At 67.5% G+C, this 13,690-nt stretch carries 14 protein-coding genes; 6 read left to right on the forward strand and 8 right to left on the reverse strand.

What is annotated here, in order from left to right:
- Window positions 1–699: 699 nt before the first annotated feature.
- The 3 genes from codB to R9B84_RS29875 are packed head-to-tail and all read left to right on the forward strand — an operon-like array spanning window position 700 to window position 4,011.
- On the forward strand, window positions 700–1,995 hold the full coding sequence (gene codB, locus R9B84_RS29865) for a cytosine permease (RefSeq protein ID WP_423761075.1): 1,296 nt from the start codon (window positions 700–702) through the stop codon (window positions 1,993–1,995).
- A 44-nt stretch (window positions 1,996–2,039) separates the two neighbouring features.
- Window positions 2,040–3,293, forward strand: coding sequence for a cytosine deaminase (codA, locus tag R9B84_RS29870; protein ID WP_423761076.1), 1,254 nt, complete (start codon window positions 2,040–2,042; stop codon window positions 3,291–3,293).
- Between the two features lie 43 nt (window positions 3,294–3,336).
- Window positions 3,337–4,011, forward strand: a complete 675-nt coding sequence (locus tag R9B84_RS29875; protein ID WP_423761077.1) for a TetR/AcrR family transcriptional regulator — start codon at window positions 3,337–3,339, stop codon at window positions 4,009–4,011.
- A 166-nt stretch (window positions 4,012–4,177) separates the two neighbouring features.
- Here the strand turns inward: R9B84_RS29875 and R9B84_RS29880 are convergent, their stop codons facing one another.
- Complete coding sequence (locus R9B84_RS29880; RefSeq protein ID WP_047902662.1) at window positions 4,178–4,609, reverse strand: hypothetical protein; 432 nt, start codon at window positions 4,607–4,609, stop codon at window positions 4,178–4,180.
- Between the two features lie 294 nt (window positions 4,610–4,903).
- On the opposite strand from R9B84_RS29880, the gene R9B84_RS29885 reads away from it, so the two are divergent.
- Window positions 4,904–5,641 (forward strand): sulfite exporter TauE/SafE family protein, encoded by a 738-nt coding sequence (locus R9B84_RS29885; protein WP_423761078.1) that lies wholly within the window; start codon window positions 4,904–4,906, stop codon window positions 5,639–5,641.
- Between the two features lie 133 nt (window positions 5,642–5,774).
- On the opposite strand, the gene R9B84_RS29890 is transcribed toward R9B84_RS29885, so the two are convergent.
- The 7 genes from R9B84_RS29890 to ftrA all read right to left on the reverse strand — a co-directional run bounded on the left by R9B84_RS29890 (window position 5,775) and on the right by ftrA (window position 12,738).
- Window positions 5,775–6,353, reverse strand: a complete 579-nt coding sequence (locus R9B84_RS29890) for an NnrU family protein (protein WP_423761079.1) — start codon at window positions 6,351–6,353, stop codon at window positions 5,775–5,777.
- Window positions 6,354–6,544: 191 nt separating this feature from the next.
- Window positions 6,545–7,144, reverse strand: coding sequence for a TfoX/Sxy family protein (locus R9B84_RS29895; RefSeq protein WP_423761080.1), 600 nt, complete (start codon window positions 7,142–7,144; stop codon window positions 6,545–6,547).
- Between the two features lie 16 nt (window positions 7,145–7,160).
- Window positions 7,161–8,270: a malate/lactate/ureidoglycolate dehydrogenase gene (locus R9B84_RS29900; RefSeq protein ID WP_423761081.1), complete on the reverse strand. Its 1,110-nt coding sequence runs from the start codon at window positions 8,268–8,270 to the stop codon at window positions 7,161–7,163.
- 66 nt (window positions 8,271–8,336) lie between these two features.
- Complete coding sequence (locus R9B84_RS29905; RefSeq protein ID WP_423761082.1) at window positions 8,337–9,791, reverse strand: M20 family metallopeptidase; 1,455 nt, start codon at window positions 9,789–9,791, stop codon at window positions 8,337–8,339.
- 80 nt (window positions 9,792–9,871) lie between these two features.
- On the reverse strand, window positions 9,872–10,942 hold the full coding sequence (locus tag R9B84_RS29910) for an NAD(P)H-dependent flavin oxidoreductase (protein ID WP_423761083.1): 1,071 nt from the start codon (window positions 10,940–10,942) through the stop codon (window positions 9,872–9,874).
- A gap of 57 nt (window positions 10,943–10,999) precedes the next feature.
- On the reverse strand, window positions 11,000–11,722 hold the full coding sequence (locus tag R9B84_RS29915) for a hypothetical protein (protein ID WP_423761084.1): 723 nt from the start codon (window positions 11,720–11,722) through the stop codon (window positions 11,000–11,002).
- Window positions 11,723–11,775: 53 nt separating this feature from the next.
- A complete protein-coding gene (gene ftrA / locus R9B84_RS29920) occupies window positions 11,776–12,738 on the reverse strand; it encodes a transcriptional regulator FtrA (protein WP_423761085.1) in 963 nt (320 codons plus the stop codon).
- Between the two features lie 114 nt (window positions 12,739–12,852).
- On the opposite strand from ftrA, the gene R9B84_RS29925 reads away from it, so the two are divergent.
- Complete coding sequence (locus tag R9B84_RS29925; RefSeq protein WP_423761086.1) at window positions 12,853–13,272, forward strand: rhodanese-like domain-containing protein; 420 nt, start codon at window positions 12,853–12,855, stop codon at window positions 13,270–13,272.
- Window positions 13,273–13,362: 90 nt separating this feature from the next.
- Window positions 13,363–13,689 carry a superinfection immunity protein gene (locus tag R9B84_RS29930; RefSeq protein ID WP_423761087.1) on the forward strand — a complete coding sequence of 109 codons (327 nt, stop codon included), beginning with the start codon at window positions 13,363–13,365 and terminating at the stop codon, window positions 13,687–13,689.
- The last annotated feature ends 1 nt before the right edge of the window (window position 13,690 follow it).

The raw sequence follows: 13,690 nt of genomic DNA on the forward strand, positions 1-13,690 counted from the left end.
GTCGCGCCGCCGAGCCCGACGCACGATCGTGCGCCCGCCGAAATGGCGTGCAGTGAATGGCGGGGAGTATTCGTGCCGCTGAGAAAATCCGCTGCGGATTTATTGCACTTGTGAACGATTGTGCACCGCGCTGCAATAAATCGCAACCGGACGCGATGCGCATCCGGATTAAATGAAACGATGCGCGCGAATGAACAATAAAACAAACCGATTCGATTGCGTCGATCCGCGCATCGCGCATGCAAGCCGGCCGGTGAAGCAAAGCCCGCCGCGGCAAAGCCAGCGCGGGCCTCACCAGGCGCTGCGTGGCCGGGCCCGCCGGCACGGCTTCCGCGCAAGGCACGGCATATTCCGCGCATCGGGATCGAATGACAGAACTTTTAGACTCCTCTATTGACTTTCACACCGATATTCCGTTTTGGCGCGCATACGTTTCACGAAACAAATCCCGATCGGACGATTCGCGCAGGTCTTCCCGCGATCCGGGAAAATCCGCTTGATTGTCCGGCACGGCCCTTTCGCGACTCGATCGGCATTTCACCAAGTCCGGTGATGCTTCGTCCCGTCCCCCGCCCCAGATTTTTACCCTTGTCAAAATTTTGGCCAGAGAGAATGACGCGCTGAAACAGCGCATCACCCATCCAAGCTCGGCCCCCGCACACCCTCTCAGACCCAACCAATCGCTGACCGGGAGACAAGATGCCCACGAACCAGGATTCACGCCCGAAGGCCGGATCGGATCACGGAGAATTCTCGTTAAGCGAAGTCCCGCTCGAGAAACGCACCGGATTCCTGTCCATCACGATGGTGTTGTTGAGTTTCACGTTCTTCACGGGAACGATGTTTGCCGGCGGCAAGATCGGTGTCGCGTTCGACGTCGTCAGCATGATCCAGATCGCCGTGATCGGAAACCTGTTGCTCGCCGCCTATGCGGCGTCGCTGGCGTGGATCGCCGCCCGCAGCGGCCTGAATGCGGTGCTGATGGGGCGATTCTGCTTCGGGGAAGTCGGCAGCAAGCTGTCCGATTTCCTGCTCGGCTTCGCCGAACTCGGCTGGTACGCATGGGGAACCGCGACGGTGGCAATCGTATTGGTCAAGCTGCTGGGATGGCCAGCCTCCGTTACCACGCCGTTGATGATCCTCTTCGGCTTCGGATTTTCGATCACGGCCATCATCGGCTATCGCGGCATGGATGTGCTGTCGCGCGTCTCCGTGCCGTTGATGTTCGTGCTCCTGATGACGTCGATGTGGATCGCCACCCGCGAAATCGGCGGCTGGGCCGGCCTCACCCGCGTCGTGCCGTCTCATCCGATGCAGTTCTCGGCGGCCGTGACGATGGTCATCGGCACCTTTGCCAGCGGCGCCACCCAGGCCACCAACTGGACGCGCCTCGCACGCAGCGCGCGCAGCGCTGTGTCGGCCAGCATGATCGGATTCTTCGCGGGCAACGGCCTGATGATCATCGCGGGCGCGTACTGCGCGATCGTCTATCAGCAAGCCGACATCGTCGAGGTGATGATGCTGCAGGGCCTGTCGATCGCAGCGGTCGTGATGCTGTGCCTGAATCTCTGGACCATCCAGGGGCCGACGATGTACAACGTGGCGGCCGCCGGATGCCATCTGCTGCGCACCGAACGGCGCCGCACGCTGGTACTCGTGGGCGCGGCGATCGGCATCGTGCTCGCGGTCGGCGGGATGTACGAGTTGCTGATTCCGTTCCTGGTGCTGCTCGGCTCGATCATCCCGCCCGTCGGCGGCGTGATCATGGCGGACTACTGGTACCGCCATCGCGGGAAATACCCGTCGCTTGCCACCGCCCGCCTTCCGCGCTTCAATCTGGTTGGCCTGGCCGCGTATGCGATCGGCGCCGCACTTGCCTATACGTCGCCGTGGATCGCGCCGATCGTCGGCATCGCGGCGTCCGCCGCCGCCTACATCGTGCTGCTGCAGCTTGCCCGCGCGTTCTCGCGCGAACCGTCCGTCCAGGGTGAATGATTCCGCTGCTCGCCCTCCCGGCCCCCCGAACAACAGGATCTCTCATGAAAATCATCAACGCCAGGTTGCGCGGCCGTAGCGGCCTCTTCACGATCGACATCGACGCGGACACGATTCGCGGCATCGACCTCCAGCCGTCGCCGCTGGCGCCGCAAGGGGACGACGTCATCGATGCGGGCAGCAATCTCGTGATCCCGCCGCTGGTCGAACCGCATATCCACCTGGATGCGACGCTGACCGCCGGCGAACCCGAATGGAACATGAGCGGCACGCTGTTCGAAGGCATCGAGCGGTGGGGGCAGCGCAAGGCCACCATTACCCATGACGACACGAAAGCCCGCGCCCACACCACCATCGGGATGTTGCGCGACAACGGCATCCAGCACGTGCGTACGCATGTGGACGTCACCGATCACACGCTTGCCGCATTGAAGGCGATGCTCGAGGTCAGGGACGAGGCGCGCGATCTCATCGACCTGCAGATCGTCGCGTTCCCTCAGGAAGGCATCGAGTCGTTCGAGAACGGGCGGGGGCTGATGGAGCGCGCGATCGAAATGGGCGCCGACGTCGTCGGCGGCATTCCGCATTTCGAGAACACCCGCGACCAGGGCGTGAGCTCCATCAAGTTCCTGATGGATCTCGCGGAACGCAAGGGCTGCCTGGTCGATGTCCACTGCGACGAAACCGACGATCCGCACTCGCGCTTCCTGGAGGTGCTCGCCGAGGAAGCGCGGGTGCGCGGGATGGGCACGCGCGTCACCGCGAGCCACACGACCGCGATGGGTTCCTACGACAACGCGTACTGTTCGAAACTGTTCCGCTTGCTGAAGCGCTCGGAGATCCATTTCGTTTCGTGTCCGACCGAAAGCATCCACCTGCAGGGGCGCTTCGACACCTACCCGAAACGACGCGGCATTACGCGTGTGGCGGAACTCGATCGCGCCGGCATCAACGTGTGCTTCGGGCAGGATTCGATCAAGGATCCGTGGTACCCCGTCGGCAACGGCAACATCCTGCGCATCCTCGACGTCGGCCTGCACGTGTGCCACATGCTCGGTTATGACGACCTGCAGCGATGCCTCGACTTCGTCACGGAGCACAGCGCATATGCGATGTCGCTGGGCGATCGCTACGGCATCGCCGTCGGGCGGCCGGCCAATCTGCTGATCCTCGATGCCGATTGCGACTATGAAGTGATACGCAAACAGGCAAAGGTGCAGATGTCGGTCCGCGCCGGGAAGGTCATCATGCAGCGCGCGCCCGAACGCATCACCTATCCTGAAGCGGGCACGCGTTGAGCGTGCGACGACACGGGTCCGACCTGCTTGTGGAAGGAGCGCGATGAACCCGTCCGGGCCGACTGCAGGAACGCCCGTCCGGCCCCACGGCCGGCGGGAAGCGCTGCGCGACACGCTCGAGGCGGCCATTCTCGCCGCGGCCGAAGCATCGTTTTCCAAGTACGGATTCGACGGGAGTTCCGTTGCGACGATCGCAGCGGCCGCCGGCTTGTCGAAGCAGAACCTGATGTACTACTTCCCCACCAAGCTGACGCTCTACAAACGCGTGCTGGACGACGTATTGCGGGACTGGCTCGGCAGGATGCGGGAGTTTGCGGCGCCCGATCGCGAGCCCGCGGAAGCGATGTCGGCCTATATCCGCGCGAAACTCGAATTCTCCAGAAATCGCCCGCATGGATCGCGGGTTTTTGCGCTGGAGATCATCGGCGGGGCCAAGACCTACGGAAAGGAAATCCGCAAGCAACTGATTCCGGTGTTGCGCGACGACATCCGGGTGCTCGAACGCTGGATCGCGGAAGGCAAGGTCAGGCAGGTCGATGCGGAGCACCTGTTCTTCCTGATCTGGGCCGCCACGCAGGCGTATGCGGATTTCGCCCCCCAGATGCTGCTGGTGCTCGGCAAGCGCACGCTGGGAAGCGACGATTTCGACGCGGCTTACCGCACCATTTCGGACCTGGTGCTCAACGCGTTGATAACCGAAGCAGGAACGACGGAATGACGGATTGACCGCCTCCGTGATCGCCATTCATGCGCGGCGGTCACGGAGGCGTGCCCGGCTACCCGGCGCCGTCGAAGCTCGCCGGGGAAGCGCCGGGTGACATCGCGATGCTGTGTGCGTGGTCACCATTCGCTCGCCCCACTGCGGCTCGCCGGCGACCCGCCGGTCAGTCTTCGTGCTTGTAGCGCTTCTTGTGCTTGTTGCCGTGGTAATGATCGTTGGAACGCGAGTTGTTGCGCGACACGTGGCCGCCCAGCGCCGCACCCGCGCCGCCGCCCACAGCGGCGCCGACGAGGCTGCCGGCCGTGCCGCCCATCGCGTTGCCCGCTGCGGCACCCGCGCCGCCACCCAGTGCACCGCCGACGACGGCGCCCGTGCGTTCGCGTTTGTTCGACGTCACCGCACCGCCTGCGCCACCGCCCACGGCGCCGCCGATGATGGCACCCGTGCTTCCGCCGACCGCGTTGCCGACCGCCGCGCCCGCGACGCCACCCAGCGCGCCGCCCAGTGCATTGTTCGTGTCGCCTGCCACGGCAGGCAACGACGCCACCGCCGTCGCACCGACCACCACTGCCATCCCGGCCAATTTCTTCAGCATCTGTCTGCCCTTTCCGCTTTATGAGATATCGATGGGCGAATTTAGCATCTTTCAGGTAAGCCCATCGTAATGAAGCGTTAAATCGGGCGTTTTCCTGGCCAGAACCGCCGCCGTACCGAATCCGGCCGGCACGTTCGACCGCGCCACGACGCGACGGACGCTCCGCATCGGCTCCCCGGATGATCCCGCCGCGCGCTTCCTTCCCGCGCCCGCGATCCTGCATTACCATCGTGCGTCCGCCGCGCCTGCCCGCTTCCGGCAAGCGCCCCCCGCCACCTCCCCGTTTCCGCACCGATGCTCGCCCTCGTCATCCTCGCCGGCCTCTGGGCCGGCCTGCAGAACACCCTCGCCGGCGGCGGTTCGTTCGTCACGCTGCCCGCGCTGATCGTGTCGGGCATGTCGCCGCTCGCGGCGAACATCACGTCGACGGTCGCGCTGTTTCCCGCGCAGGTCACCACCGGCTGGGCGAGCCGAAACATGGTGCGCGGTGCCGGCAAGCTGTCGTTTCGCGCGCTGTTCGCGATCAGCGTCGTCGGCGGCGCGCTCGGCGGGCTGCTGTTGCTGAAGACGCCTTCGTCGATCTTCTCGCGCCTCGTGCCGTGGCTCGTGCTGTTCGCGACAATCGTGTTCGCATGGGGCAGTTTTTTCCGCAAGCCGAGCGAAGGCACGGCGCACCTCGGCGCCGTGCCCGCCGCGATCTCGCAGTTCATGATCGCGATCTACGGCGGCTACTTCGGCGGCGGGCTCGGCTTCCTGATGATGGCGACGCTGACGATGGCCGGCCTGTCGCCGCGTCACGCGATGTCGACGAAGAACGCGCTCGCGGGCGTGATGAACGCATCGGCCGTCGTGCTGTTCCTGACGTCGCCGCACCTGCACTGGGGTGCGGCGCTCGCACTCGGCGGCGGTGCGATCGTTGGCGGGCTGCTCGGCACATGGGCGCTGCAGCGCGTAAACGAACGCGTGCTGCGGATCGGCATCGTCTGCATCGGCGCGGTGCTGACCGTCGGGTTGTTCGTCAAGCCGATCTGACCCACGCACACCGTTGCCGCCACCGCGGCAGTCATTCCGGTTCACCGCCGGCGGCCCGGCACAAAGCGATCCTGCTCGGCGTGTTCCTCGACGATTTCCTGCCCTGGCTGCCGGTCTGGCCCGGCGTGCGCGTTCAGCCGAACGGCCGCACGCCGATCAGCGGGCCATGCAGGAACCCCGCGAACACGGCCCATACGACGAGCCCGACCACGATCGCCACCGCGTCGCCCGACAGGCCACCGGCCGGATAGCGAACGCCGTCGCGGCGATCGCGCGTACGCGACACGACGAAATCGACCAGCGACCACACGAGGAACGCGCCGAACAGCACGACCGCGTGCACGGTGCCGTTCATGAGCAGGTGCGCAACCGCCCAGACCATCACGCCGGCCAGCATCGGATGCCCGACGAGCGTTTTGATCCGGTTGCGCGGTACATACGACGCGGCGATCAGCACGAACGCGATCGCGGTCAGCATGCCGGTGAGGTGGCGCACGCCGACGGGCGACACCCACAGTAGCGTCGCACTCTCGCGCGCGATCCCGTAACCGCGGACGATCAGCACGAAGCCGACGATCGACGCGATCGCATAACCGGCCTTCCAGCCTTTCTCGCCGATTCGCGCGATCATCGCGGAGCGCCAGCCGTCGGCGACGATCCGGATCGAGTGCACACCGAGGAAGATCGCTAAACCGAGAATCAGGACGAGCATCGGCTGTCTCCGTCTGGAATGATGAGTGGGGAAGCGTCGCGCGCGGCGGTCGATGCGCCGTTCGCGGAGCCGGCGGCGAGGCCGGCGCGGGTCGCGCCGGGCACGAGCGCGATCCGCGCCGATCATAAACGCCGGGGCCGCCGTTGTGAAGCATGCAGAAATCGCGAAGCCGTTGCTTCACGCGATCGACACTAGGATTTCTTACGTGTCGGTGACGATTTCGAAGCCAGTCCGGGTGCCGTTTCGAGAGACGGCTTCGCAGTCCGTTGTGGTGCCGACTTCAATTTCTGCCCCGTCGTCGGTTTCGACGCGGGTTTCCGCAAAGGTTTCGGCAAAGGTTCTGGCGAAGGTTCTGGCGAAGGTTTTGGCGCCGTCTTCGATGCCGGTTTCCGCGCTGTCTTCGACACCGTCCCGGATGCCGTCTTCGGCGCCGCCCTTGCCTTGCGCTTCGGCGGCCCCGCCAGCAGCGCCGCGCGATACGCGCCGCGACACCAGTCGAACAGCGCGCCCGCATCCTCGAGCACGTCGGCCGGCGTCTCGTAGTAGCCCTCGAGCGCGACGGTACGCGTGCGCCCCGAATACGAGAACGGCCCCATCCCCGCCGCGACGAACGCCGGACGGTTCACGTCGTCGACACGCAGGAACAGCGACCCGCGCGCCAGGAAGCCGAACATCACGCCGTCGAGCCGCAGCGCCGCGCCGCTGAAGAACCGCGTGACGTCGAGTTGGCCGAGGCTCGCGATCTGGTACGCGATCTCCTCGCCGTGCGCCTTGTCCGCCTGCCAGCTCATCGGCCGCCCTTGACGCTCAAGCCGCGCCGATACAGCGCTGCGTCCACGCATCGAGCGCCGCGTCGTCGAAGCCGACGGCGGCCGCGCTGTCGCGAATCTGCCGCCACGTCGCGCGGTCGACCGGAATGCCGCCGGCGCCGCGCGCGGCGCGGCTCGCTTCCTCCGGCTCGCCGGGCACCTGCACCGGCGCGTCGCCCGCCTGCGGCGACGCCTTCGCCCACGCGACGAACGCATCGGCTTCGCGCTCGGCATCGGCCGCGTCGAACGCTGTCGGATCGATCAGCACCGACAGCATCCCGTTGACGATCGCGCTCGTCTTCTGCAGCGTGTCGCCGTACGTCGTATGCCCGCCGACGAGCGCGCCGCCGAAGATCTCGCACATCGTCGCGAGCGCATAGCCCTTGTGCAATCCGAACGGCAGCAGCGCGCCGAACGGCTGCTCGTGCATCACGGCCGGATCGTCGGTCGGCTGGCCGCGATGGTCGATCAGCGACCCGGCCGGCACGCGCTTGCCCTGGTTGTGCGCAACGCGCGTCTTGCCGTACGCGATCGCGCTCGTCGCGAAATCGAGCAGCAGCGGCGGCCGGCCCGCACGCGGATACGCGGCGCAGAACGGGTTCGTGCCGAAACGCGGATCGGTGCCGTGCAGCGGCGCGACCAGCAGGTCGCCCGGCACGTTGACGAAATGGAACGACACGAGCCCCGAGCGTGCGCACTGCTCGGCCCAGTGCCCGATGCGGCCGAGGTGATGCACGTCGCGCAGCCCGATCGCGCAGATGCCCATGCGCCGCGCGCGCTCGATCCCCTCGACCATCGCCTCGAACGCGATCACCTGGCCGAAGCCGCGCCCGCCGTCGATCGTCAGCACCGCGCCGCCGTCGCGAATGATCGACGCGTGCCCGTTCAACTGCAACTGCCCTTCCCGCCACGACGCGACGTAGTTCGGGATCATCCCGATCCCGTGCGAATCGTGGCCCGCGAGATTCGCGCCGACCAGGTGATCGGCGACGAGCCGCGCCTCGCGCTCGCTGCTGCCGGCCCGTTCCCAGAGTGCCGCAACGAATGCATGCAGCGGTTCGGCGCGCATGCGCAGCGGTTCGGTGTCGGGCGTCGGCAGTGCGGTCATCGGCGGGGTTCCGTCAGGTCGGATCGGGTTGGGTTGTGCAACCGGGACGTCGCACGGTCGCGACGATCAGCGCGCGGTTGCGATCACGTCGGCAACCGCAGCAGTCAGCTTCTTCGCGTACGGCACGTGCAGGAACTCGTTCGGGCCGTGCGCGTTCGACTTCGGCCCAAGCACGCCGCACACCATGAACTGCGCGGACGGGAAGCCTTCCTGCAGCACGTTCATCAGCGGGATCGTGCCGCCGAGGCCCATGTACGCGCAGTCCGCGCCGAAGTGGCGGCGCGACGCGGCGTCGAGCGACGACGCGAGCCACGGCGCGAGATCCGGCGCGGCCCAGCCCGTCGCGGCGCCCGCATCCGGCTTGAACGTGACCTTCGCGTTGTACGGCGGATCGAGTTCGAGCAGTTCCTTCAGCTGCTGCACGGCCTGCGCGGCGTCGACAAGCGGCGGCAGGCGCAGCGACAGCTTGAACGCGGTGCGCGGACGCAGCACGTTGCCCGCATCGGCGAGCGCCGGCATGCCGGCCGCGCCCGTCACCGACAGCGACGGACGCCACGTCGAATTCAGCAGCGCCTCGCGCGGATCGGTCGTGGTCGGCAGCACCGGCTTGCCGTCCGCGCCGCACGCCCACGGCAGCCCCTTCCACACTGCGTCGCCGAGGATCGCGGCGGCCGCGTCGGCTTCGCGCACGCGGCTCGACGGGATCTCGCAATGGAATACGCCCGGCAGCAGGTTGCCGTTCTTCGCGTCTTCGAGACGCTCGAACAACTGGCGCATCACACGGAAGCTCGACGGCGCGATGCCACCGAACACGCCCGAGTGAACGCCTTCTTCCAGCACCTCGACCTGCAGGTCGCCGGACACGAGGCCGCGCAGCGACGTGGTGAGCCACATCTGGTCGTAGTTGCCGGCGCCCGAATCGAGGCACACGACGAGCGACACCTGGCCGAGCCGGTCGCGCAGCGCGTCGACGTACGGCAGCAGGTCGTAGCTGCCCGATTCCTCGCAGGTCTCGATCAGGCCGACGCAGCGCGGCCGTTCGATGCCCTGCTCGTCGAGCGCGCCGAGCGCCGCGAGGCTCGCGTAGATCGCATAGCCGTCGTCCGCGCCGCCGCGGCCGTACAGCTTGCCGTTCTCGAACTTCGGCGTCCACGGGCCGAGGTCCGCGCGCCAACCGTCGAATTCGGGTTGCTTGTCGAGGTGGCCGTACAGCAGGATCGTGTCGGTGCTGCCCGAGCGCGTGGCCGGCGATTCGAAGAAGATCACCGGCGTGCGGCCCGGCAAACGCACGATCTCGAGCTTCAGGCCCTTCACGGGCTGGCGTTCGGCCCACTGCGCGGCATCGGTGACGACGCGCTCGAGATAACCGCGCTTCTCCCAGTCGGGGTCGAACGCGGGGCTCTTCGCGGGAATCGCGATGTAGTCGGTCAGTGCGTGGAGGATTTCATCGTTCCACTTGCGCTCGATGAAGGTAACGAGCTTGTCATGGTCGAGGACGGGGGTAGTGTCGACGGAGGTCATGGTGGGGGGCCTGGATCGGGCTGACGAAAAACCAGATCATACGCCGTTGATCCGCCGTCCGCGCCCCCTTCCGCGTGCGTTCAGACCGCCTGCGGGAACGCGTCGCGCAGCCCCGCCGCGCAGGCCAGCGCGTCGTCCCACAGGCGCCGCGTCAGCTCGCCCGCATCCTCCTCGCGCGCGAGCGCCGCGGCCTCGCCCGACCACAGCAGCGAGAAATCGTCGCGGCCCTGCCGCTCGAACGCGCCGCGCAGCGGATCGACCGCCGCGGTCGCGAGCGGGAACGCAGGTGCGAGCGCGCTCATCGGCCCCAGCTCGCGCATGAAACGCGTCAGCAGCCCGCGTGCAGGGCGGCCCGTGTACAGGTTGGTCATGCGCGTGCCGTCGTCGCGCGCGGCGCGCACCGCCGCGCGATGCTGCGCCGAGCGGCCGGCCTGCGGCGTCAGCAGGTAGCCGGTGCCGATCTGCACCGCACGCGCGCCGAGCGCGAACGCGGCCGCGATGCCGCGCCCGTCGGCGATCGCGCCGGCCGCGATCACCGGTGCGCGCACCGCATCGACGATCTGCGGCAGCAACGCGAACAGGCCCGGTTGCGCATGGATGTCGCCGGTCAGGAACATCCCTCGATGGCCGCCGGCCTCCGCGCCCTGCGCGACGATCGCGTCGACGCCGCGCGCATCGAGCCAGCGCGCTTCCTCGACGGTCGTCGCGGACGAAACAACCAATGCGCCCGTGCGCCGCACGCGATCGAGCAGCGTGTCGTCCGGCAGCCCGAAATGGAAGCTCACCACGGCCGGCCGCAGCTCCTCGACGACCGCGCACATCGCATCGTCGAACGGCGCGCGGCCGGGGCCGCCCTTCACGTCGGCCGGATCGAGCCCGGCTTCCGCGTAGTAGCCGGCGAGCGCCGCACGCCAGCGCGCGTCGACCTCGGCGTCGGGCGCCGGCGGCATGTGGCAGAAGAAGTTCACGTTGAACGGCGCGGGCGTGCGCGCCCGGATCGCCGCGATCTCGTCGCGCAGTTGCTGCGGGCCGAGCGCCGCGCACGCGAGCGAACCGAGCCCGCCGGCTTCGCACACCGCGATCGCGAGCGGGCTCAGCGAACCGACCATCGGGGCCTGGATCAGCGGCAAACGGGAAGGCAGCATCGTCATCGGAGTCCTTGTTCGGAATTGTCGGAATGAGGGGCCATCGCAAGCGTCGGCGACCGTTCAGGCGGCCGGTTGTCCCGGCAGTTGGCCGACCCATGCGGCAAGCTGCGCTTCGCCTTCTTCGTCGAGCTTGCCGTGGATCGCGCCGTACCACGGCGCGATCGCGTCGGCCGGCTGCGTGGCCTTCAGGATCTCCAGGCTCTTCTCGAGAAACGACGGGAAAAACGGAATGCCGCGCATGTAGAGGAACGTCGAATCGGTGATGCGCACCTGGCCGTACACGTCGCGCATCCACGCGATATGCGGCAGCGCGTCGTAAAGATGGCCGCTTTGCATCAGCGCGGAGATGAAGTTCACGCGCGCGGCGACATCCGACTGCTCGTGCGTTTCATGATTGATCTCGGCGGCCTTCTGCATCCACGCTTCACCGCGCTTGACCTCACCGCACATCACCGATGTCGTCGAGAGCTGCACCGCGTTGTGTGCGCTCGGCTCGTGTTCGAACAACGCAAGCCAGTGCGGGAAGGCTTCGGTATACCGATCCATCGCCGAGTACGCGAGCGCGCAGAGCCGCGCCGCATCGGCGAGACGCTCGGCGTACGGCGCGGCGCCCGCGATCGCGGCCTCGTGCCGGCCGGCCTGGTAGGCGGCCAGCGCGGGCGCGAGTTCGGGCGCGATATCGGCGCCGTGCTGCGCATCCTGATCGCCGGTCGAAGGCACCTGACCCGACGACGACGCTTCGTCGCGCGATTTCTTTCCGAACAGCTTTCCGAGCAAGCCCATGATGTTTTTTCCTTTTGTTGTCGTGCCCGAACGGCCCCGTTCGGCGCCCGTTATTATCGTTCGCCGCGATCCATCCCGCGCCGATACGCGGCCGGACTGGTCGCCGCCACGCGCCGGAAATGCCGGCGCAGCGATTCCTCCGAACCGAACCCCGCACGCGCCGCGACCTGCGCGAGCGACAGCGCGGGTTGCGCTTCGAGCATGTCCTTCGCGACGTTCACGCGCTCGCGGATCAGCCACGCGAGCGGCGACATCCCCGTCGCGTCCGCGAACTGGCGCTGCAGCGTGCGCGTGCTCATCGCGGCCTGCGCGGCGAGCGACGCGAGCGTATGCGGCTCGGCCGCGTGCACGCGCATCCAGTCGATCAGCTTCGCGAGCCGGTCGCTGCCGCCCGGCGCAACCGGACGCGGCACGAACTGCGCCTGGCCGCCGTCGCGATGCGGCGGCAGCACGAGGCGTTGCGCGACACGATTCGCGATCGCGCCGCCGTGATCGCGGCGCACCAGATGCAGCAGCATGTCGAGCCCCGCCGCCGAACCGGCCGACGTGACGATCTGCCCTTCGTCGACGTACAGCGCATCGGGATTCACGTGCAGCGCCGGATAACGCGCCTGCAGGCGCTCCGCGTAACGCCAGTGCGTCGTCACGGTGAGCCCGTCGAGCACACCGGCCGCGGCCAGCACGAACACGCCCGAACAGATCGAACAGAGCCGCGCACCGCGCCGATGCGCGGCTCGCAGTTTCTTCAGCAACGGCTCGGGCGGCAGTTCTTCGGAATCGCGCCAGCCGGGAATCACGATGGTGTCCGCGCGATCGAGCATCGCGAGCCGGTACGGCGCGGCGACCGTGATGCCGCCCGCCGCGCGCACGGGCCCCGGCTCGCTCGCGCATACCGCGAAGCGATACCAGTCGACCCCGAGTTCGGGGCGTTCGAGTGCGAACAGTTCGACCACGCAGCCGAATTCGAACGTGCAGAGGCGATCGTAGGCGAGCGCGACGACGAGATGATTGTGCATGGCGCGATGTTACCGGAACTTGTCAATCGCGCCACTGCCGCGAAGCGCGCCGAACCGCGATACTGCCCTCCATGCCGGCGCATTCCGCGCCCGTTCATCCAGGAGAGCCTGCCCATGTCCTTCGTCACCGACGTGCCCGCCGCCGACAGCCCGGCCGCCCTCGCGCATTTCGAGGCATCGCTGCGATTCGAGACCGATTGCTGGGACGTGCATGACGCGGTCGCATCCGGCGCACCCGATTTCGTGCTGCTCGACGTGCGCGGCCCCGACCAGTTCGCCGCCGGCCACGTGCCCGGCGCGTGCAACCTGCCGCGCCGCAAGATCGTCGCGGGCAAGCTCGCCGGCTATCCGGCCGGCACGCTGTTCGTCGTCTACTGCGCGGGCCCGCATTGCAACGGCGCCGCGCGCGCGGCGATCGCACTCGCGCGCCTCGGCCGCCCCGTCAAGCTGATGATCGGCGGCGTGACGGGCTGGCTCGACGAAGGTTTCGCGTTGAGCAACGAACTGCAGCCGGCCGACGCCGAAGCCCGCTGATCGTTATTAAAAGCGCAACAATCAATTGCCGGCACACGAATGGAAAAAGCGCGACAATCAGCCCCATTGCAGTTCGGACGGAGCAGCACCATGAACGATGCAGTCCTGATTCAAGTGGCCGGTTCAGTCGTCGCGATCGCGCTCTATTTCCTGCCGGCCGTCATTGCCGACCGGCGCGGCCGGCACGACAAGCTGACGATCGCGATGTTCAACGCGCTGTTCGGGTGGACCGGCATCGGCTGGCTGATGACGCTGTACTGGGCGTGCCAGCCGAACCCGCACACCGATGTCGCGCAGACGATCCTTGCGAAACGCCGCGGCATCAGCATGCGGACCTTCTCCACCGGCCTCGTCGAACGCGTGCAGCGCCGCGTCGCCGCCCAGGAGCAATGGGCGGAGAAGCAAGGCTGCCGTTAAG

The sequence above is a fragment of the Burkholderia sp. NLJ2 genome, assembly GCF_049487195.1.
Taxonomy (GTDB): Bacteria; Pseudomonadota; Gammaproteobacteria; order Burkholderiales; family Burkholderiaceae; genus Burkholderia; species Burkholderia pyrrocinia.

Coding starts and splice junctions, on each gene's coding strand:
- R9B84_RS29880 (WP_047902662.1), bottom strand. CDS start 4,609: ATGCTGAAGAAATTGGCCGGGATGGCAGTGGTGGTCGGTGCGACGGCG.
- ftrA (WP_423761085.1), bottom strand. CDS start 12,738: ATGCACAATCATCTCGTCGTCGCGCTCGCCTACGATCGCCTCTGCACG.
- R9B84_RS29895 (WP_423761080.1), bottom strand. CDS start 7,144: ATGAGCTGGCAGGCGGACAAGGCGCACGGCGAGGAGATCGCGTACCAG.
- R9B84_RS29930 (WP_423761087.1), top strand. CDS start 13,363: ATGAACGATGCAGTCCTGATTCAAGTGGCCGGTTCAGTCGTCGCGATC.
- R9B84_RS29910 (WP_423761083.1), bottom strand. CDS start 10,942: ATGACGATGCTGCCTTCCCGTTTGCCGCTGATCCAGGCCCCGATGGTC.
- R9B84_RS29885 (WP_423761078.1), top strand. CDS start 4,904: ATGCTCGCCCTCGTCATCCTCGCCGGCCTCTGGGCCGGCCTGCAGAAC.
- R9B84_RS29915 (WP_423761084.1), bottom strand. CDS start 11,722: ATGGGCTTGCTCGGAAAGCTGTTCGGAAAGAAATCGCGCGACGAAGCG.
- codB (WP_423761075.1), top strand. CDS start 700: ATGCCCACGAACCAGGATTCACGCCCGAAGGCCGGATCGGATCACGGA.
- R9B84_RS29875 (WP_423761077.1), top strand. CDS start 3,337: ATGAACCCGTCCGGGCCGACTGCAGGAACGCCCGTCCGGCCCCACGGC.
- R9B84_RS29905 (WP_423761082.1), bottom strand. CDS start 9,791: ATGACCTCCGTCGACACTACCCCCGTCCTCGACCATGACAAGCTCGTT.
- R9B84_RS29900 (WP_423761081.1), bottom strand. CDS start 8,270: ATGACCGCACTGCCGACGCCCGACACCGAACCGCTGCGCATGCGCGCC.
- R9B84_RS29925 (WP_423761086.1), top strand. CDS start 12,853: ATGTCCTTCGTCACCGACGTGCCCGCCGCCGACAGCCCGGCCGCCCTC.
- codA (WP_423761076.1), top strand. CDS start 2,040: ATGAAAATCATCAACGCCAGGTTGCGCGGCCGTAGCGGCCTCTTCACG.
- R9B84_RS29890 (WP_423761079.1), bottom strand. CDS start 6,353: ATGCTCGTCCTGATTCTCGGTTTAGCGATCTTCCTCGGTGTGCACTCG.